Source organism: Emcibacter sp. SYSU 3D8, assembly GCF_039655875.1.
Taxonomy (GTDB): Bacteria; Pseudomonadota; Alphaproteobacteria; order SMXS01; family SMXS01; genus RI-34.
Genome location: NZ_JBBYXK010000005.1, coordinates 109574 through 129635 on the forward strand (window position 1 = coordinate 109574; position 20062 = coordinate 129635).

A 20062-nucleotide genomic window follows, 5' to 3' on the forward strand; every position below is an offset into this window, starting at 1 on the left:
TGACCACCAACGACTTGGACAAATGGCGTTAAAGACCCCGCTACTCGACAGGATCGTCACTCCGGAAATTCTGCGTTCCCTTAATCCGGGTCAGCTTCGGCAGGTCGCCGACGAGCTTCGGGCGGAAATCATCGACGCAGCGTCGCAGACCGGCGGCCATTTTGGCGCGGGCCTCGGTGTCGTCGAATTGACTGTTGCGCTGCACTATGTCTTCGCCACGCCGGATGACCGGATCATCTGGGACGTGAGCCATCAGGCGTACCCCCACAAGATCCTGACCGGACGCCGCGACCGGATCCGCTCCATTCGCCAGAAGGGTGGCCTGTACGGGTTCACCAAGCGCAGCGAAAGCGCATACGACCCGTTCGGCGCCGCGCACAGCTCCACGTCAATTTCCGCCGCGCTGGGCATGGCTGTGGCGCGCGACATGAAGGGCGGCGACAACAATGTCATCGCCATAATCGGTGACGGCGCCATGAGCGCCGGCATGGCCTACGAGGCGATGAACAACGCCGGCGCGCTGAACTCGCGCCTGCTGGTGGTGCTCAACGACAACGCCATGTCGATCGCACCCGCAGTCGGCGCGCTGAGCCATTATCTTGCGCGGATCGTCGCGGACAACCCGCTGATGTCGCTGGACGCCATCAAGGAGCGGCTCGAAGCCGCCTTTCCGGTAGACTTCGCCACTGCCCAGGCCCGTGCCCAGAGCTACGCCGAAAGCGGGTTGGGCAACGGCACCATGTTCGAAAACCTGGGCTTCACCTATGTGGGACCGGTCGACGGCCATGACGTGGAACATCTGGTCACGGTGCTCGACCGCATCCGCGATAACGACCGGCAGGGTCCGGTGTTGCTGCACATCGTCACGGAAAAGGGTCATGGCCACCCGTTCACCGCGCCGAACGCGGAGAAGTACCACTCGGTCAACAAGTTCGATCCGGAAACGCTGGTGCAGGCCAAGTCGGCCCCCAAGGCGCCGAGCTACACCGCCGTGTTCGCGCAAGGCCTGATCGAGGAAGCCGAGCACGATCCGTCCATCGTCGCGATCACCGCCGCCATGCCATCAGGCACCGGCCTGGACGCCTTCGGCAAGCGCTTCCCCGAGCGCACCTATGACGTGGGCATCGCCGAGCAGCATGCGGTGACCTTCGCAGCCGGCCTCGCCACCGAAGGCATCCGGCCCGTTGTGGCGATCTATTCGACCTTCCTGCAGCGCGCCTACGACCAGGTGGTGCACGACGTCGCCATCCAGCGGTTGCCCGTGCGTTTCGCCATGGACCGCGCCGGCCTGGTCGGCGCCGATGGCGCGACTCATGCTGGCAGCTACGACTTGGCCTATCTGTGCTGCCTGCCCGATTTCGTGGTGATGGCGCCTTCGGATGAGGCCGAACTCAAGCACATGCTGGTCACCTCGCTGGCGATCGACGACCGGCCATCGGCGCTGCGCTATCCGCGCGGCGAAGGTGTCGGCGTTCCCCTGCCCGAGCGCGGCCAGGTATTGCCCATCGGCAAAGGCCGCATCCTGCGCGAGGGCAACCGCATCGCCCTGCTGTCGCTGGGCTCCCGCCTGCACGAATGCCTGCGCGCCGCTGACGAACTGGGCCATTACGGCCTGCGCCCCACGGTGGCCGACGCACGCTTCGCCAAACCGCTCGACACAGCATTGATCCGCCAGCTGGCGCAGGAACACGAGGTGCTGGTGACCATCGAGGACGGAGCCGCGGGCGGCTTCGCCGCGCATGTGCTGCAATACATGGCCGGCAACGGCCTGCTGGATAATGGCCTGAAGGTTCGCACCATGACTCTGCCGGATTTCTTCGTGGGTCATGGCACGCCAGAGCAGCAATATGCCGAAGCGGGGTTGACGTGGTCCGATGTGGTCACGACAGTGCTGGGAGCGCTTGGCCAGCCGCAACTTTTGCGTGAGGTTGGCGCCAACTGATCCCTGGTATCGACGTGGCGCTCGCTCAACAAACATCATCCTATAGTTCTCCGACTCCCGCCGATCTCGCGCGGGTGCGCGAAACCGTGACGGCCGCCGGATCGTCGTTCTATTGGGCGATGCGTTTCCTGCCGCCCGAGAAGCGCGATGCCATATTCGCCGTCTACGCCTTCGCCCGTGAAGTGGACGACATCGCCGATGGCGACGATCCGGACGACGTCAAGCGCGCCGGCCTGGAATCCTGGCGGGCCGAGATCGAGGCGCTGTACCAGGGCGTTCCCCAACATCCGATCACCCGCGTGATCGCACCCGCCATCAGCACCTATCATCTGGAGAAGAAAGACTTCATCGCGCTCATCGACGGCATGGAAATGGACGGCATCGGACCGATCCGCGCGCCGGTGATGGACGAGCTGATCCTCTATTGCGACCGTGTCGCCTGTGCCGTGGGCAGGCTGTGCGTCTGCATCTTCGGCGAGCCCGGCCCGGCGGGGCAGGCCGTTGCCGATCATCTCGGCCTCGCGCTGCAGCTGACCAACATCCTGCGCGACATCGAGGAAGACGCGGCCATGGGCCGCCTTTACCTGCCGCGCGAACTGCTGGCGCAGGCGGGCATCGAAGGCGACGAGCCCGGAACCGTCATCGCCGACCCACGGCTGCGCGAGACCTGCAGGGCGCTGGCGGTACGGGCCGAGGAAGAATTCCGGCTGGCGGATACGGCGATCGCGCGCTGCTCGCGCAAGGCCATGCGCCCGGCCATCATCATGATGATGGTCTACCGCAAGACCCTGGACCGGCTGTTGGAGGAGGACTGGAGCTACCTGCCGAACAGCCCCCGCAACGGCGTATCCAAGCTGGAGAAACTTTGGATCGCCGTGCGTTACGGCTTGTTCTGATCCCATGGCCAGGACCTATGTCATTGGCGCGGGCCTCGCAGGTCTGAGCGCCGCCCTTGCCCTGTCGCGCGGCGGCCGGGCGGTCACCCTGATCGAAGCGACCAGGCGCGCCGGCGGCCGCTGCCGCTCGTTCCACGACCCCATGCTCGACGCCATTATCGACAACGGCAATCACCTGGTGATGAGCGGCAACAAGGCCGCCATGAGATTTCTCGACGAGGTCGGCACCCGGCACCGCATGGTCGGACCGCAAGGAGCCGCCTTCCCCTTCGTAGACCTAGCAAGCGGCGAGCACTGGACCGTCCGGCCCAACTGGGGCCCGATCCCGTTCTGGATATTCGCACCCTGGAGACGCGTGCCGGGTTCGTCTTTCCTGTCGTTCCTGCCGGCGTTGAAGCTGCTGATGGCGGGCAGCCGGCAGACCGTTGCCGACGTGCTGCCGGCAAAGGGCGCCCTCTACCGCGGCCTGTGGGAGCCGCTGGTGATCGCGGCGATCAACGCCAGGCCGGACCAGGCCGCCGCCGTGCTGATGAAGCCCGTCCTGCTGGAGACTTTCGCACGCGGATCGAGCGCCTGCCGGCCGCTGATCGCCAAGGTGAGCCTGGCCGAATCCTTCATCGATCCCGCGATCGACATCCTGGAAGCGCGCGGCGTCGATATCCGCTTTGGCGAACGGGTCCAGGCTCTCACCTCGGAAAACGGCAAGGTGAACAGTTTCACCATCGCTGATTCGACGGTCGTGCTGGGCGATGGCGACAACCTGATTCTTGCCGTGCCGCCCTGGGACGCCGCCTCGTTGCTTCCCGAATTGCAGGTGCCGGCCGCGGGCGAGCCGATCGTCAATGTCCATTTCCGGCTGGTCCGCCCGCCGCGGGGCGAAGGCGCGGTGGCCTTGCTGGGGGTGATCGGCGGATTCGCACACTGGATCTTCGTGCGTGACGACATCGTCTCGATCACCATCAGCGCCGCCGGCGACGAAGCACAACTGGATGCCGACGAAATCGCCTCGCGCTGCTGGGCCGATGTCCAGGTAGCACTTGGTGTCGACGGCGCGGTCCCGCCGTTCCGCGTGGTCAAGGAAAAGCGCGCCACCTTCGCCCAGGACCCGGCAGCCGTGGCCAGGCGGCCGGACGCCACAACCCGGCTTGATAATCTCTATCTTGCGGGCGACTGGACGAACACCGGCCTGCCTGCCACCATCGAGGGAGCGATAAGGTCTGGCAGCAAAGCCGCCGGATTGGCCGCAAAACCCGTGAAAGGACGTAAAGCATGACCCGGCTCGGCATCGTCACCGGAATGCAGTTCGAGGCCGACATCCTGCGGGCGGAACTGGCGAAAGCGGGGTCACCCGACAGCGTCGTCGTCGCGTGCGCCGGACCCAGCTATGTTTCGGCCCGGCGTGTGGCTGCCGAACTGCTAGACCAGGGCAGCGAAGCCCTGCTGAGCTTCGGCATCGCCGGCGCCCTGATCGAGGGGTTGAAGCCGGGTACGCTCCTGATCTCCAGCCAGGTGGTCAACTGGCACCTCACCATTGACACGGATCAGGCCTGGGCCGCCCGGATGACAGAGGGGCTGGGCAAGACGCGTTTCGCGACCGAAGCCGGCCGGCTGGCCCATAGCGACCCGCCGGCCGTCACGCCGGCCGACAAGCGTGCGCTTCATATCATGACCAAGGCGCTGGGCGTCGACATGGAAAGCTACGGCGTCGGAGAGATCGCGCGCGACCGGGGCGTACCGTTCCTGACGCTGCGCGTGGTCGCCGACGGCGCGACGCGCATTCTGCCTTCATCGGCCCTGGCGGCGGCCAACCCGGATGGCACGGTCGATACCGTGCGCGCGCTCACCGAGCTTGCGCTGCATCCGTGGGAGTTTGCCGATATGGTGCGGCTTGGCCTTCAGACAAGCGCGGCGCGCAAGACCCTACGCAACCTTGCTCTTCTGGGGGCTCCCCGGCTTTTCTTCGTCTAGCATGAAATTGGTGACCTGCTTCTCGAACACGTAGGCAGCCGGACGCTGGTTATCCAGCGGGATATCCGGCGCCATCGGCGCTTCGGTCGAGACACCCTTCATGAAGACCTTCAGCGCCTTGAGCGGATTCGATACTGTGTCGGTAACCGCTGTCGGCTCGTAGCCGCAATGGACCATGCAGTTGGCGCACTTCTCGTATTTGCCGGTGCCGTAGGTGTCCCAATCGGTGGTTTCCATCAGCTCCTTGAACGTCGAGGTATAGCCCTCGCCGACCAGATAGCACGGCTTCTGCCAGCCGAACACGTTGCGCGCCGGGCTGCCCCAAGGCGTGCATTCGTAGGTCTGGTTGCCCGCGAGAAAATCCAGATAGAGAGTCGACTGGTTGAACACCCAGTTGCTGCCGCGCTTGTTGCCCAGGCGGAACACGTTGCGGAACAATTCCTTGGTGTCGCGGCGCGACAGGAAGTGATCCTGGGTCGGCGCACGTTCGTAGGCATAGCCTGGCGAAACGGTCACACCCTCGACGCCAAGGGTCTTCACGTAATCGAAGAAATCGGCGACGCGCTCGGGCTCGGCATTGTTGAACAGAGTGCAGTTGACGGTGACACGGAAGCCGCGTTTCACCGCTTCCTCGATCGCCTCGACCGCGCGCTCGAACACGCCTTCCTGCGAGACCGACTTGTCGTGCTCGTCCTTCAGGCCGTCCAGATGAACCGAGAAGGTCAGGTACGGCGACGGCGAGAACAGGTCCATCTTCTTCTTGAGCAGCAACGCATTGGTGCACAGATAGACGAACTTCTTGCGGGCGATGATGCCCTCGACGATCTTGTCGATCTCCTTGTGCAGCAAGGGTTCGCCGCCGGGGATCGACACCATGGGCGCGCCGCATTCGTCGACGGCCTGCAAGCATTCCTCGACCGACAGGCGCTTGTTCAGAATAGCGTCCGGATAGTCGATCTTGCCGCAGCCGGAGCACGCCAGATTGCAGCGGAACAATGGCTCGAGCATCAGCACCAGCGGATAGCGCTTAGTGCCTTTCAGCTTCTGCTTCATGATGTAGCTGGCGACGCGCACTTGCTGGATCAGAGGGACAGCCAAGGCTTTATCCTTTCAAAAGAACTTCGTTCCGGTCGCCTCAGGCGGCCGGCCGCTGTACGTTTCGGACCTGAGGCGGCAGCTTGAACTGAACGTTCTCGATCAGTCCGTCGAGCATTTCCACGCCTTCCGCCCCCAGTTCGAGAAGCCGCGCGATCAATTCCCGGACCAGTTCCTCCGGCGCCGAAGCGCCGGCGGTGATGCCGATCACGGCCTTGCCCTCCAGCCACGCCGGATCGAGACACGTCGCATCGTCGATCAGGTATGACGGAATGTTCATGTCGGCGCCGATCTCGCGCAGCCGGTTTGAATTGGAACTGTTCTGGGCGCCGACGACGAGCAGCACATCGCAGCGTTCGACCAGGTGCCGGACGGCTTCCTGCCGGTTCTGCGTCGCATAGCATATGTCGCGCACATCCGGTCCCTTGATGGCAGGATAGTGCTGCTTCAGGGCCGCGATGATATCGCGCGTGTCGTCGACCGACAGCGTCGTCTGCGTCACATAGGCCAGCTTGTTCGGGTCGGTGATCTGCAACTGGGAAACCTCGGCCACGCTGCCCACCAAATGGGTCGGGCCGTCGATCTGTCCCAGAGTGCCGATGACTTCCGGATGGCCATGATGACCGATCAGGATGATTTCATGCCCGTTGCGCGAATACCGCTCGCCTTCCATGTGCACCTTGGCAACCAGCGGACAGGTTGCGTCGATGACCTCGAGGCTGCGATCCTCGGCATCCTTCTCGACAATCTTCGCGACACCGTGGGCGGAAAAGATGGTGATGGCCCCGGCCGGCAATTCGTCCAGTTCGTCGACGAAGACGGCGCCCTTGGCGCGCAGGTCCTCGACCACCCGCTTGTTGTGGACGATTTCGTGACGGACATAGACCGGCGGGCCGTATTTGATCAGTGCCCGCTCGACAATATCGATCGCGCGCTCCACGCCGGCACAGAAGCCTCGGGGTTGCGCCAGTAGTATCTTCATGCGTCCGCTTCTCCCGGGACGTTACGTGTCAGGCCCACCGTTTCCGACGTCGGCTGGCGGTTTCTTGCGCTGTATATAGTAGATTTCATGCTGTTGCGCTGCAACCAATACGCATGGCCGATCCGAAAGCAGGTCAGCCGGCGGACCCGCGGCGAACCGCCTGCAGGATGCCGATGGCGGTCATGGCGATCCCCGGCCAGATCGTGATGCCGGCCAGGATGCCGAGCCCGATCGGATTGGGATGCGGGTCGCTGATCAGGCCCAGTTCGTCCGCCGCGGCAAAGCCAAGCAGCGGTCCCGTACCCAGCACGAGAATGGCGATGCCGATCCAGAATAGCTTGGGCATGCAGTCTCCTTGTCACCCCGACCGCCGGACCCTAGCAAAGGACGGCGCCGCTGGACAGCCGCGTGGAGTCCTGCCACCGTTCACGGCGCATGCGGGGAAACGGGAGACCTGAGCCATGATGACGGGTGAGCAGTACAAGGCGTCGCTGCACGACGGGCGCGCGACCTATTTCGAGGGCGAGCGGATCGCGGATGTGGTGAGCCACCCGATCCTGGGCAAGACCGTTGCCGACACGGCCGCGTCCTATGACCGGTTCTTCAAGCCGGGCAACGGTGCGGTCAGCGATTACATGACCGTCCCCGGGTCGGTTGCCGAGCTGCGCGCCAAGGTCGAGATGCACCACGAGGTCGACCTGCTGACCCATGTCACCTATGCCTCGATCATGACCCTGCTGACCGCCGCCGACCGCATCGGCGACATCCGTCCCCAGGGCGCCGAGGCGATCCACCGCTACGTCAAATATGTGCAGGAGAACGACCTGCGCATTACCGAATGCATTACCGACGCCAAGGGCGACCGCAGCCGCAAGCCCGGCCAGCAGGATGACGCCGACGCCTATGTTCATGTGGTCGCGCGCAAGCCCGGCGGCGTGGTGATCCGCGGCGCCAAGCTGCACATCTCCTGCGCCTCGATGGGCCACGAGTTGATGGTGATCCCGACCAAATCCATGCATGAGGGCGAAGAGGAATACGCCATCGCCTGCGCCATCCCGGTCAACGCGCCGGGCGTGAAGATCGTCAACACCACCTATGCGCCGCGCCACGGCGACCCGCGTGATTTCCCGATTTCCAGCAACCGGGTCGTGCCGGAAGGCTTTGTGATCTTCGATGACGTGTTCGTGCCCGATGACCGCATCTTCCTTGACGGCGAATGGCGCGCGGCGGCGGTGTTCGCTCATTCGCTGGGCCTGTGGGAGCGGCTGGGCGGCCTCGCATCCATGGCCGACGGCGCCGATCTGCTGGTGGGCTTTGCCCAGCTGATCGCCGAGGCGAACGGGCTGGAGAAGGTCGGGCACATCAAGGAGAAGATCTCCGAGATGATCATCCATGCCACCCTGGTGCGCGCAACGCTGGAGGCGGCCATTGCCCATAGCGAGGTAACGGCCGACGGCGCCGCCTTCCCCAACGAGCTGTTCACCAACGCCGGCAAATATCACGGTGCGGCCAATTACAGCCTGATGGTGCGGCACCTGCACGACATTGCCGGTGGCTCGATCCTCACCGTGCCGTCCATGAGCGACCTGGACAATGACGAAACCGGCCACCTGCTGCGGAAATATCTGGGCACCAAACAATCGGTGGACGGCGTCTACCGCGCCCAGCTGTTCCATGCCATCCGTGACCTTTCGGCCGACGCCTATGGCGGCTACCGCGCAGTGACTAACGTGCAGGCGGGCGGCGGCCTCTATGCCCAGCGCATCGTCACCCGCAACCATTACGACATGAAACGGGCCAAGGGCCTGGCGCTGGAAATGGCCGGCATCGGCACCGGCGATGCCGGCCTCAAGGCAGCGGAGTAGCACCATATGCTGGGTCTGATGCAGCAGCGGCCGCTGCTGATTTCGTCGCTGCTCGAGCACGCCGAACTCAATCACGGCGAAACCGAAATCGTCTCGTGCCCCGTCGAGGGCGGCGAGCATCGCTACACCTATGCGGATTGCGCCAAACGCACAAGAAAGCTGGCCAAGGCACTGAAATGGCTTGGTATTCAGACTGGAGACCGGGTCGGCACGCTGGCCTGGAACACCTGGCGGCACTTCGAGTTGTTCTATGCCATCCCTGGCATCGGGGCGGTGTGCCACACCATCAACCCGCGGCTGTTCGACGACCAGATCGCCTATATCGCCAACCATGCCGAGGACCGGTTCCTGTTCATCGACCTGACCTTCGTGGAACTGGTCGAACGGTTGATCGGACAGATGCCCTCGGTGGAAGCCGTAATCATCCTGACCGACGCCGGACACATGCCGGACACGTCGCTTCCCAACGTGCTGTGCTACGAGGATCTTGTGGCCGCCGAGGACGACGATTTCGCCTGGCCCCAGTTCGACGAAAACACCGCCTCGTCGCTTTGCTACACGTCCGGCACCACCGGCGATCCCAAGGGCGTACTCTATGCCCACCGGTCGACCGTCATCCATACCTATGCCGCCTCACTGCCCGACGTCCATGCGTTCAGCGCGTGGGACGTGATCCTGCCGGTCGCCCCCATGTTCCACGCCAATTCCTGGGGCATTCCCTATTGCGCAGCGGCAGTGGGCGCCAAGCTGGTCCTGCCCGGACGCGACGTCAGCGGTGCGACCATCTATGCGCTGATGCTGAAGGAGGATGTTACACATTCTGCCGCAGTTCCAACGATCTGGCTGGACTTTCTCAACCAGGTCGAGAACTCGGACATGGGCATCGGCAAGCTCAACCGGGTGTGCGTCGGCGGCACGGCACCGCCACGCAGCATGATCGAACGGTTCCACAAGCTGGGCATCCAGGTGCGTCAGGGCTGGGGCATGACCGAAATGAGTCCCATGGGCACCTTCGCCACCCTGAAGCGCGACATGCTGGACTGGCCGGAGGACAGGAAACTCGACGTGCTGGTCAAGCAAGGCCGCGGCGCGTTCGGCGTGCAGATGCGGATCGTCGACGACACGGGCACCGTGCTGCCCCGCGATGGCAAGACCTTCGGCCACCTTCAGGTGCGCGGCCCCTGGGTCACATCGGGCTATTTCAAGCGCGACGACTGTCCCATCGACGCCGAGGGGTGGTTCAACACCGGAGACGTGGCCACCATCGATCCGCGCGGCTTCATGCAGATCACCGACCGGGCCAAGGATGTCATCAAGTCGGGCGGCGAATGGATCAGTTCCATCGAACTGGAGAACGCCGCCATGGGCTTCCCCGGCGTGGCGGAAGCGGCGGTGATCGGCGCCTATCACCCCAAGTGGGACGAGCGGCCCCTGCTGGTGGTGGTGCCGAAGAATGCGCCGCCGGACAAGCAGGCATTGATCGATTTTCTGAGCGGCCATGTGGCCAAGTGGTGGCTGCCCGACGATGTGGTGTTCGTCGAGGAATTGCCGCACACCGCCACCGGCAAGGTCCAGAAGACCGCCCTGCGCGAGCAGTTCAGGGACTACAAGCTGCCCACCATCTGAGGGACCGCCATGACCAACCGCCAGTTCATGCTCGCACGCATTCCCAGCGGTCCGCTGACGGCGGACTGCTTTCACCTGAACCATGGCGAGATTCCCCGGCCCGGCGACGGCGAGGTTCTGCTGAAAGCCCGCTATATCTCGCTCGACGCCGCCAACCGGGCCTGGATGCAAGGCGCCACCTACCGCGACGCCATCGAGGAAGGCACGGTGATGGCGGGCGGTGCGCTGGGCGAAGTGATCGAATCCCGCCACCCGGACTTCAAACCCGGGGACATCGCCTCGGGTGATTGCGGCTGGCAGGAATATGCCGCAAGGCCTGGAAACAATTTAACAAAACAGCCCACCATCGAGCCGCTTCGGCACCTGCTGAGCGTCTATGGCATCACCGGCCTGACCGCCTATTTCGGCCTGCTCGAAGTGGGGCAACCCAAGCCGGGAGAGACCGTGGTGGTATCTGCCGCCGCCGGCGCGGTCGGCAATATCGTTGGGCAGATCGCGAAGCTGGTCGGCTGCCGCGTCGTCGGCATCGCTGGCTCGGACGAGAAGTGCCGCTGGCTGACCGACGAACTCGGCTTCGACGCCGCCGTGAACTACAAGGCCGGCCCGGTCTACAAGAGTCTGAAGGCCGCCTGCCCGGACGGCATCGATGTCTATTTCGACAATGTGGGCGGCGACATTTTCGAGGCCGTGCTGTTCCAGATGAATCTGATGGGCCGTATCGCCTGCTGCGGGGCGGTTTCCGCCTATGACGGAACGCCGCCCGCCCACGGACCGCGGGGCGTTCCGGGCATGTTCGTGGTCAAACGGCTGACCGTGCGCGGTTTCATCGTCTCGGACTTCTTCGCCAAGCGGGACGAGGCGCTGGCCCAACTGCGGTCGTGGGTGACGGACGGCAGGCTGACTGTCTTCGAGGACGTCATCGACGGATTCGAAAACCTTCCACAGGCGCTGATCGGCCTGCTGCACGGCGAGAACCGGGGCAAGCGCATGGTGAAGGTCGGATGATGATCTGGCCATACGCTGGTCAGGAGGAAAGGACGATCATGTCATGGACGCGCGCGGCCGCACTGTCCGTGATGATCGGCGCACTGGCGCTGGGGCTTCCCGGCGCGGCTGCGACCGAGGCAACGCTTGTCGTCCATACCGCATCCGGGCCGGTAAGGGGCGCCTTGCAGGATGGCATGGCCGCCTTCAAGGGCATTCCTTTCGCCGCGCCGCCGGTGGGCACGCTGCGCTGGCGGCCGCCGCAGCCGATAACGCCGTGGACCGGGGTGCGCGACGCCACCGAATTCGGCGCCATGTGCGCGCAGCCGACACTGCCCAGTGGCCCCGCCAGGGGCAGCGAGGACTGCCTGAGCATCAATGTCTGGACACCTGACGGCAAGACCGTTGGCAAGCGGCCGGTGATGGTGTGGATCTATGGTGGCGCTTTCGTCGTTGGCTCGAGCGCCCAGTTGCTTGACCAGGGCGCCACCGAACTGTCCAAACGCGGCGTGGTGCTGGTCTCGTTCAACTATCGCGTCGGCCGGTTCGGCTTCTTCGCTCACCCCGACATGGCGAAGGCGCATCCGGGCGAACCCGGCGCCAATTACTGGCTGATGGACCAGATCGCCGCACTGAAATGGGTAAAGGCGAATATCTCGGCGTTTGGCGGCGATCCGGACAATGTAACCATCTTCGGTGTCTCGGCCGGCGGCACCAGCGTCAATGCACTGGTCGCCTCGCCCGCGGCCCGCGGGCTGTTTCACAAGGCCATATCCCAGTCGGGCGGCGGGCTGTTCAACTCCAGCATGCCCCTGGCACAGGCCAGGCGGGCCGGGATGGCAATAGCGGCGCGGGCCGGCGTGGCCGGTCCCGGTTCGCTTGACCGGTTGCGGGCCATGTCCACTGCCCAAATCCTGGCCAACGAACAGGGTCCGCCCGAATTCCTCCCGGTGGTGGACGGCATGCTGCTGACCGACACTCTGCCCGCCATGTTCGCCAAAGGCCACATCGCGCCCGTTCCCTTCCTGGCTGGCACCAACAGTAACGAGTTCAGCGTGTTCGGCCTTATGGGCTTTACCGGCGAGACGCTCGGGAAGCGTTTCGGCGTGAATATCGAGACCGCGAAACCGGTCTATAATGAGCAAGGCGCCCTCAGCGACAACCAGCTGGTGTCGCAGATCGGCACTGACTTCATCTTCACCGCCGGCTCGATGGGGCTTGCCAGCATGGCCGCGAAGGCGGGCAATCCCGCCTACACCTACCGGCTTGCCTACATTGCCGACGAGTTCCGGCCAGCGCTGAAGGGCGTGCCCCATGCCGGCGACCAGATGTACGTGTTCGGCCTAGACTACAAGCCCGAGGTGATCTTCTCACCGGGCACATCGGCCTCGAGTCCCAGCGACAAGGACCGGCGCATCTCGGCGATGATGGCCGACTACTGGACCAATTTCGCCAGGACCGGCGACCCGAACGGCAAGGGGCTGCCCGTCTGGGGAATGTTCAAACCGCCCGCGCCGATGACCTTGGTGATCGACGACGAAACCGCATCGGTGCCGGATTTCCGCAAGGCGCAACTGAGCCTCTGGTACCGGATGTGGGAGCGCCAGAGCGGCCTGACGGTGGAGTGAAGCCACCCGATCTGCCCAACAAGGTAGCCCCGAAGGCCACAAAGCCGTAGACTGACCGGGTAAGTCGCTACCGGGCTTTGGGGGCCGATCGGAGGGGGACATGCCAGAATTCACCTTGGGAAGGCTCAAATTCGAGAGGAATTGGCGCGGCAGCAAGGACAGCGCCGAACAGATCATCGCCATCCATGACTGCGCGCCGCCGCCGCGAGGCAGCCGCCTGAACGGCAACCCGGCAACCCAGTGGCCGGTCGACATCCAGTCCGCGTTTCTCCAGCCCAGCGAAATCGGACGCATCGTTGCGGGCGCGACGGTGCCTGCCGGTCCATCCGATATCACCGCCATACTGGCCAGCGTCATGAACAATCTGGACATGACGCCTTTGGCGGTCGACATCAACCTGGTGCCCTCAGGCTGGCACGGGATCACGCCGTGCATGCGCACCACCATCGCCTATGTGGTCCAGTACCAGATCATCGACGTTGACGTCACCACGACGGTGGACGCGACCTTCGGCAACGAAACCTATCCGGCGGGAGACCGGGTCGCCAGTTTCCGCGTCCTCGATCCACGGCGCTATCAATTCGTCCGCCGGCACCAGCACAACCCCGCCTGCTGCCCGGGCGCCCATGTCGCGCCGGCTACGGAGCAATCCGACTGGTTCCCCATCAGCGAGCGCGACATCAGGATCTATATCGATCCGGGTCTCGACTGGAAATCGCGGTGGGATCTGACGCCCAGACTGGAATACAAGTTCTATGAAGGCGAAGGACAGGCACCGGAGGCGCCGGACGATGACAAGAGCCCCGAACTCGACGACCTGAAGCGCAAGCTCCGCGAGCTCGAGGAAAAATTGCGCAAGCTGTCCGAAGGCACCGGCAATTAGGTTCGCCCGGCCGCGCCGCCAAGCAGCTCCAGGCAGGTCATCAGCGCGCGGCCGTTGTGATAGGCTGCCTTCCAGCCATCCGCCTTGTGCCCGATGGGCCTGCCGTTGGTGGCGATTTCGCGGTGCCATTCGCCGTTGGTCCAGTCGGCCTGCACATTGACGATCCAGTCCAGGGTGCGGAGATAGCAGTCCGCGTAGTCCTGGCGCCCGGTTTCCAGGTAAAGCCACAGCGCGGCCACCAAAGCCTCGGCCTGCACCCACCAGACCTTGCCCTGCAATGACGCCGCAGCGCCCGGCTGTCCCGTCCAGTAGAAGCCACCCTCCGTGCTGTCCCATCCCCAGCGCATCGCCGTCTCGAACAGGTCCGCGTGCCGGGCCAACCGCGCGGACCCGACCACACCGATCCGGCAATCGGCCTCGCGCAGCAGCCATACGGCTTCGACATCGTGGCCGTAATTTGCCGCGTCGGGCATCGGTGTCCAGTCGGGCAGATGGGCATCGGTACAGGCGCCATACTCGTGGCGCACGACCTTGTCGGTGAGGATATCCACCAGTTCCGGCAGCCAGGCCTTCGCAGTATCGTCACCCAGCAGATCCACCTGCTCGACCAGCGCCTCGAACCAGTGCAGATGGGTGTTGTAGCGCTTGGTCCCCGCCGGCACTTCAGACAAATATCCCCGCTCCGTGCCGGTCCACGGCCTCCAGTCCCGCGTGAAAAGCTCACCGTAGCCGCCATGAACGGCGTCGTGCGCCTTCTCGTGTACAAGCCGGGCAAGCTGGCGCGCCATCGACTCCGCCTGGCCGTCGTCGGACACGGCCGCATAGCGAGAGAGCGCGAACAGGCCGAACGCCTGGCCGTAAAGATGCTTGGCGTCCTTGACTGGCCGTGCCGACCGGGCATCCACCGTCCAGTAGAAGCCGCCGTGTTCAGGATCCCACATCCGGTCGCGCAGAAACCGGAAGCCATGGGATGCGGCGTCCAGATGTTCCGGGCCGCCATGGCCGCCCGCCACCAGGCGCGAGAAGAACCAGACCATCCTGGCCTGGGTGACGATCGCCCGCTCCCATACGCGGCCAGCGGGCCGGCCGCGCACATCCCGCTTCAAGGCATAACCACCCGAATGGGCATCGATGCAGGACGGGAACCAGAAGCCCAGGCAATTGGCGTGGAGCAACCGTCCAAGCAGAGGGCTTGTCTCCTCCGGGCGGTCAGGAATCGCCATGCCTGCGCGGCGGAGCGGCACCGGTGGCAGACGCCGCGTGACGGCCCGTCCCAGCCGGGACGCGTCCCACGCGGCCACGACGATCGCGACCTCAGGCGGCGGCGCGCTGCTTGTCGAGCAGGCCGAGAATTTCGGCGGCTGCCTTCGGGATATTCGTGCCCGGGCCGTAAACCGCCGCGACGCCGGCCGCATAGAGACCATCGTAGTCCTGCGGCGGAATGACGCCGCCACAAACGACCAGGATATCGGACGCGCCCTGCTTCTTCAGTTCCTCGATCAACGCCGGCACCAGAGTCTTGTGGCCGGCAGCCTGCGAAGACACGCCGATGACGTGCACGTCCGCCTCGACGGCCTGGCGAGCCGCTTCTTCCGGCGTCTGGAACAACGGCCCCACGTCGACGTCGAAGCCGATATCGGCAAACGCCGTGGCGATGACCTTGGCGCCGCGGTCGTGGCCGTCCTGGCCCATCTTCACGACGAGCATACGCGGGCGGCGGCCCTCGGCGGCGGCGAATGCCGCAATGTCCTTCTGGATGTTCATGAAGCCCTCATCGCCCTCATAGGCGGCGCCATAGACGCCGGAAATGGAACGGATTTCCGCACGGTGACGGCCGAACACCTTCTCCATGGCATCGGAAATCTCGCCCAGGGTGGCACGGGCCCGCGCCGCGTCAACGGCCAGCGCCAGCAGATTGCCATCACTGGCCGCCCCTTCGGTCAGCGCCACGAGCGCGGCCTGGCAAGCCGCATCGTCGCGCGTCGAGCGGACGGTCTTCAGGCGGATGACCTGGGCTTCGCGCACCTTCGTATTGTCGATGTCGAACACCTCGAAAGGCTGCTCGCTGGACGGCTTGTACTTGTTCACGCCGACGACGACTTCCTCGCCCCGGTCGACCCGGGCCTGCTTCCTGGCGGCAGCCTCCTCGATCTTCAGCTTGGGCATGCCGCTGTCGACGGCCTTGGTCATGCCGCCGAGTCCCTCGACCTCCTGGATCAGGTCCCAGGCCGCGTCGGCCAGCGACTTGGTCAGGCTTTCCACGTAATAGCTGCCACCGAGCGGATCGATCACATGGGTGATGCCGGTTTCTTCCTGGAGGATCAGCTGAGTGTTGCGGGCAAGCCGGGCCGAGAAGTCGGTGGGCAGCGCGACCGCTTCGTCGAATGCGTTGGTATGCAGCGACTGGGTACCGCCGAACGCCGCCGCCATGGCCTCGACCGTGGTGCGGATAATGTTGTTGTAGGCGTCCTTCTCGGTCAGCGACACGCCCGAGGTCTGGCAATGGGTGCGCAGCATCAGCGAGGAATTCTTCTTGGCGCCGAAGTCCTTCATGATTCGTGCCCACAGCAGCCGCGCGGCGCGCAGCTTGGCCACTTCCATGAAGAAATTCATGCCGATGCAGAAAAAGAACGACAGCCGGCCGGCGAAATCGTCCACGTCCATGCCCTTGGCCTGCGCGGCGCGGACATATTCCATGCCGTCGGCGAGGGTGAAGGCCAGTTCCTGCAGCTGGGTCGCGCCGGCTTCCTGCATGTGATAGCCGGAGATCGAGATCGAGTTGAACTTCGGCATGTTCCTGGAGGTGTACTCGATGATGTCGGCGATGATCCGCATCGAGGGTGCCGGCGGATAGATGTAGGTGTTGCGGACCATGAACTCCTTGAGGATGTCGTTCTGGATGGTCCCTGCGAGTTTGTCGGCCGACACGCCCTGCTCTTCCGCCGCGACGATATAGAACGCCAGCGTCGGGATGACGGCGCCGTTCATGGTCATGGAGACGGACATCTCGTCGAGCGGGATCTGGTCGAACAGAATCTTCATGTCCTCGACGCTGTCGATCGCGACCCCTGCCTTGCCGACGTCGCCGACGACACGCGGATGATCGCTGTCATAGCCGCGGTGCGTTGCCAAGTCGAACGCCACCGACAGGCCCTTCTGGCCGGCAGCCAGGTTGCGGCGATAGAAGGCGTTCGATTCTTCAGCCGTGGAGAAGCCGGCATATTGCCGCACGGTCCACGGCCGGTTCGAATACATGGTGGCGCGCACGCCGCGCGTGAACGGGAAGAAGCCCGGCAGGGTCTCGTCCTCGGCCATGGCCTCGAGGTCTTCCGAGGTGTAGAGCGGCTTTACGGTGATGCCTTCGGGCGTTTCCCAATCCAGCGCCGTGAGCGGCGTGCCGCGCAGCTCCTTCTCGGCCAGCGACTTCCAATCCTCGACGGTGGGCTTCTTCTGCTCGGACATCCCAGTCTCCCTGCGTTTCACCCGTCAGAATACCATGACAGGGCAATGGCAACCTATATTGGCGGCGGAATATCGCCAAACGATAGCGCGTGTCAAATCGCGCCATTGCATGGTTGAATCGCGCCGGTGCGTGGCCTATTGGGCGGCTGCCAATCCCATGGCGGCCTTGCGCCGTTCGTTGGTGGCGGCCTCGTTCTCATCATAGGCCCGGGCGGCCTCCAGACAATTCATGTCGAGATCCGGTTCCTTGCCGTCGCCCATGCGAACGATGTTGACGCAGAACCAGCCCTGCTGACCGTGCTGCTGCAGCATGGCGCGGTGCGACGGGCTGAGGTCGGGGGCATCTTCCTCGCGGACGATCAGGTGACTCTCGTAGGCCGGCAACGCGTCGATCTCGCCGCGGATCAGCTGGCCCGGGCACTCGGTATCACCGCACAACGGCCGCGCAATGCCGACCACGTCGAGCGCGCCGTCGTTGAGCGCCGCTTCCATGGCCTCGCGCGTGCGGAAGCCGCCAGTGACCATCAGCGGCATGGTGGCCGCAGGACGGATCGCCTTGGCGTATTCAACGAAATAGGCTTCGCGGGCGCGGGTCGATTCCTTCAGCGGATCCTGCCAGGTCCTGGCGCTGCCCTTCTGGCCAACCATGGCCGGCTGCTCGTAGGTGCCGCCCGAGACCTCCAGCAGGTCGATGCCCGCCTCGCCCAGCCACGACACCACCTGGCGGCATTCGTCCAGGGTGAACGCGCCTTGCTGGAAGTCCGAGGAATTCAACTTTACCGAGATGCCGAAATCCTTGCCGCAGGCGTCGCGGGTGCCGCGGACGATTTCCAGCAGCAGGCGCGCGCGATTCTCGATCGGACCGCCCCACTGATCGTTGCGGCGATTGACCACCGGAGACAGGAAATTGCTGAGCAGGTAGCCGTGCGCCGCGTGGACCTGCACGCCGCCGAATCCGGTCGCCTTGGCTGTCTCGGCCACATGGAGGAAGCGGCGGATGATATCGGTGATCTCGTCATGGGACAGCGGGATCGGCGTGCCGAACACCGCCTCGTTGGAGCCGAGCCGCACGTCCGACGGCGCGCGCGGCCGGGCGCTGATCGAGGCCGGCTCCTGCCGGCCGGGGTGATTGATCTGCATCCACAGCTCGGTGCCGCCCGTCTTGCCGGCCCCGGCGTATTTCTTCAGTTCCTCAAGGCCGCCATTGCCGTCGATGGCGACGTTGCCGGGGCGCTCCAGATGATTACGGTCGATCTGCACGTTACCGGTGAGCGACAGGCCGATGCCGCCTTCCGCCCAGCGCCGGTAGACCGCCGCGTGCCGCTCGGTCGCGCGCAGCTGCGGGTCCGCTAGTCCCTCGGTCATCGCCGCCTTGCACAGACGGTTGGGCAGCGTAATGCCGCAAGGCAGCTCGAGCGGCGATCCCAGTGTGACAGTCATGCGTGCATCTCCCCAGTTTCCGTATCGTTACTTCGGGGTGGAATTGTCCGCAAACCATTTCGCCCCAACTGGGGCACTCCAATTTTAGCTTTGCCGCATGGCCCATGTGTCGATCACCTGCCGAGCCAGCTGGTCCAATCTTCTCGGCCTACCCGTAGCGGCGCGAGCGATTGCCAAGGCATTGTATTGGTAAGGGTGGTTGGAAATCAGGGTCATTACAGACGCCGCCTGCTCATCGGAAATCACCTCCCCCCGGATCAACGCAATAGCGCATCCGGATAGTGGAGCCGCGAGTGGATGCTGCCATCCGTCCCGCCAAGCCTCCAAGAGTTCGAGCGCCAAGGGCTTGCGCTTCCTGACCCACTCGCCGCGACATATCTCATGCAGTACCATGAACACTGCGTTGACCGAGATAGCTCGGGCTTCCTCGATAAGCACTTCGCACTGCCGTTTATCCTTGTAAGGAAAGCGCGCATCAATCCTAAGAATGAACTCGCCTTCGGCAATGTGATCTGGTTGCGCGTATGGCATCAGCACCCCACGGGCGAAAACTTGACAAATCATGAAATGTCATGATACTCACTATTCATGACTGATATGAAGCAGAAATTCTCGACCCAGGTAGATCCGACCATCCTTCAGGAGGTGCGGGCGCTCGCCGATTCCGAAGGCCGGCAGCTTCAGGCGCTGATCGAAGAGGCCCTTGCCGACCTGATAGAGAAGCGCAAGCAGAGCACGCCGCGCAAGCATATCCTGGCCCATTACCGCACCAGCGTCGAAAAATTCGGACCGCTTTACGAGCGCCTCGCCAAATAGCCTGAGCCATGACCGACTACCTTACGATCGCCGACGTCCTGGCGATCCATGACGACCAGATCGAACGATATGGTGGCTCGCACGGCGTGCGGGACATGGGCGCGCTCGAGTCCGCCCTGTTCCGTCCCCAAACCGGCTACTATGCGGACCTGGTCGAAGAGGCCGCCGCGTTGTGGGAAAGCCTGGCGCAGAATCACCCGTTCATCGATGGCAACAAACGCGTGGCGTTCGCTGGCACTTATGTGTTCCTCGCCGCCAACGGCCTCACCATCGAGGCGGACCCGCTAGAGGCATACGATTTTATCAACGGACTCTATGAAAACCGGGACTTCCGGTTCGAACATCTTGTCGTGTGGCTGCGCGCCCACACCACATAGCGCAGTCACAATAATTTCTGTTGCCTGCAGGCCCTGATGGGCAAATATAGAGTCCAGATGACTCGGCTCCCCCAGATATGCCCGCGGGGCCGGATAAA

At 64.1% G+C, this 20062-nt stretch carries 18 protein-coding genes; 11 read left to right on the top strand and 7 right to left on the bottom strand.

What is annotated here, in order from left to right; translation table 11 throughout:
- Nucleotides 1-22 precede the first annotated feature (22 nt).
- The 4 genes from dxs to WJU21_RS16535 all read left to right on the top strand — a co-directional run bounded on the left by dxs (nt 23) and on the right by WJU21_RS16535 (nt 4806).
- Nucleotides 23-1942, top strand: a complete 1920-nt coding sequence (dxs, locus tag WJU21_RS16520; RefSeq protein ID WP_346324564.1) for a 1-deoxy-D-xylulose-5-phosphate synthase — start codon at nt 23-25, stop codon at nt 1940-1942.
- Nucleotides 1943-2028: 86 nt separating this feature from the next.
- Nucleotides 2029-2838, top strand: a complete 810-nt coding sequence (gene hpnD, locus WJU21_RS16525) for a presqualene diphosphate synthase HpnD (protein WP_346324565.1) — start codon at nt 2029-2031, stop codon at nt 2836-2838.
- A 4-nt stretch (nt 2839-2842) separates the two neighbouring features.
- Nucleotides 2843-4111 carry a hydroxysqualene dehydroxylase HpnE gene (gene hpnE / locus WJU21_RS16530; protein ID WP_346324566.1) on the top strand — a complete coding sequence of 423 codons (1269 nt, stop codon included), beginning with the start codon at nt 2843-2845 and terminating at the stop codon, nt 4109-4111.
- Nucleotides 4108-4806 (top strand): hypothetical protein, encoded by a 699-nt coding sequence (locus WJU21_RS16535; RefSeq protein ID WP_346324567.1) that lies wholly within the window; start codon nt 4108-4110, stop codon nt 4804-4806. Before hpnE ends, WJU21_RS16535 begins: the two co-directional genes overlap by 4 nt.
- On the opposite strand, the gene hpnH is transcribed toward WJU21_RS16535, so the two are convergent.
- The 3 genes from hpnH to WJU21_RS16550 form a co-directional block, all read right to left on the bottom strand.
- Nucleotides 4759-5904 (bottom strand): adenosyl-hopene transferase HpnH, encoded by a 1146-nt coding sequence (gene hpnH / locus WJU21_RS16540; RefSeq protein ID WP_346324568.1) that lies wholly within the window; start codon nt 5902-5904, stop codon nt 4759-4761. The two genes, WJU21_RS16535 and hpnH, sit on opposite strands and share 48 nt — an antisense overlap.
- Before the next feature lie 37 nt (nt 5905-5941).
- Nucleotides 5942-6883: a 4-hydroxy-3-methylbut-2-enyl diphosphate reductase gene (ispH, locus tag WJU21_RS16545; RefSeq protein ID WP_346324569.1), complete on the bottom strand. Its 942-nt coding sequence runs from the start codon at nt 6881-6883 to the stop codon at nt 5942-5944.
- A gap of 133 nt (nt 6884-7016) precedes the next feature.
- A complete protein-coding gene (locus WJU21_RS16550; RefSeq protein WP_346324570.1) occupies nt 7017-7229 on the bottom strand; it encodes a hypothetical protein in 213 nt (70 codons plus the stop codon).
- Nucleotides 7230-7344: 115 nt separating this feature from the next.
- Here WJU21_RS16550 and WJU21_RS16555 point away from each other — a divergent pair, with 115 nt between their 5' ends.
- From WJU21_RS16555 to WJU21_RS16575, 5 genes are all read left to right on the top strand, one after another.
- The gene (locus tag WJU21_RS16555) at nt 7345-8748 is read left to right on the top strand and encodes a 4-hydroxyphenylacetate 3-hydroxylase N-terminal domain-containing protein (protein WP_346324571.1); all 1404 of its coding nucleotides are present in this window, start codon (nt 7345-7347) and stop codon (nt 8746-8748) included.
- A 6-nt stretch (nt 8749-8754) separates the two neighbouring features.
- On the top strand, nt 8755-10374 hold the full coding sequence (locus WJU21_RS16560; protein WP_346324572.1) for a long-chain-fatty-acid--CoA ligase: 1620 nt from the start codon (nt 8755-8757) through the stop codon (nt 10372-10374).
- 9 nt (nt 10375-10383) lie between these two features.
- Complete coding sequence (locus WJU21_RS16565) at nt 10384-11379, top strand: NADP-dependent oxidoreductase (RefSeq protein WP_346324573.1); 996 nt, start codon at nt 10384-10386, stop codon at nt 11377-11379.
- Between the two features lie 38 nt (nt 11380-11417).
- On the top strand, nt 11418-12986 hold the full coding sequence (locus WJU21_RS16570) for a carboxylesterase family protein (protein ID WP_346324574.1): 1569 nt from the start codon (nt 11418-11420) through the stop codon (nt 12984-12986).
- A gap of 100 nt (nt 12987-13086) precedes the next feature.
- Nucleotides 13087-13869, top strand: a complete 783-nt coding sequence (locus WJU21_RS16575) for a hypothetical protein (protein ID WP_346324575.1) — start codon at nt 13087-13089, stop codon at nt 13867-13869.
- Here WJU21_RS16575 and WJU21_RS16580 read toward each other — a convergent pair.
- The 4 genes from WJU21_RS16580 to WJU21_RS16595 form a co-directional block, all read right to left on the bottom strand.
- The gene (locus WJU21_RS16580) at nt 13866-15092 is read right to left on the bottom strand and encodes an AGE family epimerase/isomerase (RefSeq protein ID WP_346324576.1); all 1227 of its coding nucleotides are present in this window, start codon (nt 15090-15092) and stop codon (nt 13866-13868) included. The two genes, WJU21_RS16575 and WJU21_RS16580, sit on opposite strands and share 4 nt — an antisense overlap.
- A gap of 91 nt (nt 15093-15183) precedes the next feature.
- Complete coding sequence (scpA, locus tag WJU21_RS16585) at nt 15184-17331, bottom strand: methylmalonyl-CoA mutase (RefSeq protein WP_346324577.1); 2148 nt, start codon at nt 17329-17331, stop codon at nt 15184-15186.
- A 135-nt stretch (nt 17332-17466) separates the two neighbouring features.
- On the bottom strand, nt 17467-18771 hold the full coding sequence (locus WJU21_RS16590; protein WP_346324578.1) for an NADH:flavin oxidoreductase/NADH oxidase family protein: 1305 nt from the start codon (nt 18769-18771) through the stop codon (nt 17467-17469).
- A gap of 84 nt (nt 18772-18855) precedes the next feature.
- On the bottom strand, nt 18856-19302 hold the full coding sequence (locus WJU21_RS16595) for a hypothetical protein (protein WP_346324579.1): 447 nt from the start codon (nt 19300-19302) through the stop codon (nt 18856-18858).
- Between the two features lie 57 nt (nt 19303-19359).
- Between WJU21_RS16595 and WJU21_RS16600 the strand changes: the two genes are divergently transcribed.
- Nucleotides 19360-19587 (top strand): hypothetical protein, encoded by a 228-nt coding sequence (locus WJU21_RS16600; protein WP_346324580.1) that lies wholly within the window; start codon nt 19360-19362, stop codon nt 19585-19587.
- 8 nt (nt 19588-19595) lie between these two features.
- Nucleotides 19596-19964 carry a type II toxin-antitoxin system death-on-curing family toxin gene (locus tag WJU21_RS16605; protein WP_346324581.1) on the top strand — a complete coding sequence of 123 codons (369 nt, stop codon included), beginning with the start codon at nt 19596-19598 and terminating at the stop codon, nt 19962-19964.
- The last annotated feature ends 98 nt before the right edge of the window (nt 19965-20062 follow it).

Excerpts from the sequence above, each read along its gene's own strand:
- ispH (WP_346324569.1), bottom strand. The coding sequence starts at position 6,883 with ATGAAGATACTACTGGCGCAACCCCGAGGCTTCTGTGCCGGCGTGGAG.
- WJU21_RS16590 (WP_346324578.1), bottom strand. The coding sequence starts at position 18,771 with ATGACTGTCACACTGGGATCGCCGCTCGAGCTGCCTTGCGGCATTACG.
- WJU21_RS16580 (WP_346324576.1), bottom strand. The coding sequence starts at position 15,092 with ATGGCGATTCCTGACCGCCCGGAGGAGACAAGCCCTCTGCTTGGACGG.
- WJU21_RS16605 (WP_346324581.1), top strand. The coding sequence starts at position 19,596 with ATGACCGACTACCTTACGATCGCCGACGTCCTGGCGATCCATGACGAC.
- WJU21_RS16535 (WP_346324567.1), top strand. The coding sequence starts at position 4,108 with ATGACCCGGCTCGGCATCGTCACCGGAATGCAGTTCGAGGCCGACATC.
- WJU21_RS16555 (WP_346324571.1), top strand. The coding sequence starts at position 7,345 with ATGATGACGGGTGAGCAGTACAAGGCGTCGCTGCACGACGGGCGCGCG.
- hpnE (WP_346324566.1), top strand. The coding sequence starts at position 2,843 with ATGGCCAGGACCTATGTCATTGGCGCGGGCCTCGCAGGTCTGAGCGCC.
- dxs (WP_346324564.1), top strand. The coding sequence starts at position 23 with ATGGCGTTAAAGACCCCGCTACTCGACAGGATCGTCACTCCGGAAATT.
- WJU21_RS16570 (WP_346324574.1), top strand. The coding sequence starts at position 11,418 with ATGTCATGGACGCGCGCGGCCGCACTGTCCGTGATGATCGGCGCACTG.
- WJU21_RS16550 (WP_346324570.1), bottom strand. The coding sequence starts at position 7,229 with ATGCCCAAGCTATTCTGGATCGGCATCGCCATTCTCGTGCTGGGTACG.
- WJU21_RS16565 (WP_346324573.1), top strand. The coding sequence starts at position 10,384 with ATGACCAACCGCCAGTTCATGCTCGCACGCATTCCCAGCGGTCCGCTG.
- WJU21_RS16575 (WP_346324575.1), top strand. The coding sequence starts at position 13,087 with ATGCCAGAATTCACCTTGGGAAGGCTCAAATTCGAGAGGAATTGGCGC.
- WJU21_RS16600 (WP_346324580.1), top strand. The coding sequence starts at position 19,360 with ATGACTGATATGAAGCAGAAATTCTCGACCCAGGTAGATCCGACCATC.
- WJU21_RS16560 (WP_346324572.1), top strand. The coding sequence starts at position 8,755 with ATGCTGGGTCTGATGCAGCAGCGGCCGCTGCTGATTTCGTCGCTGCTC.
- WJU21_RS16595 (WP_346324579.1), bottom strand. The coding sequence starts at position 19,302 with ATGCCATACGCGCAACCAGATCACATTGCCGAAGGCGAGTTCATTCTT.
- scpA (WP_346324577.1), bottom strand. The coding sequence starts at position 17,331 with ATGTCCGAGCAGAAGAAGCCCACCGTCGAGGATTGGAAGTCGCTGGCC.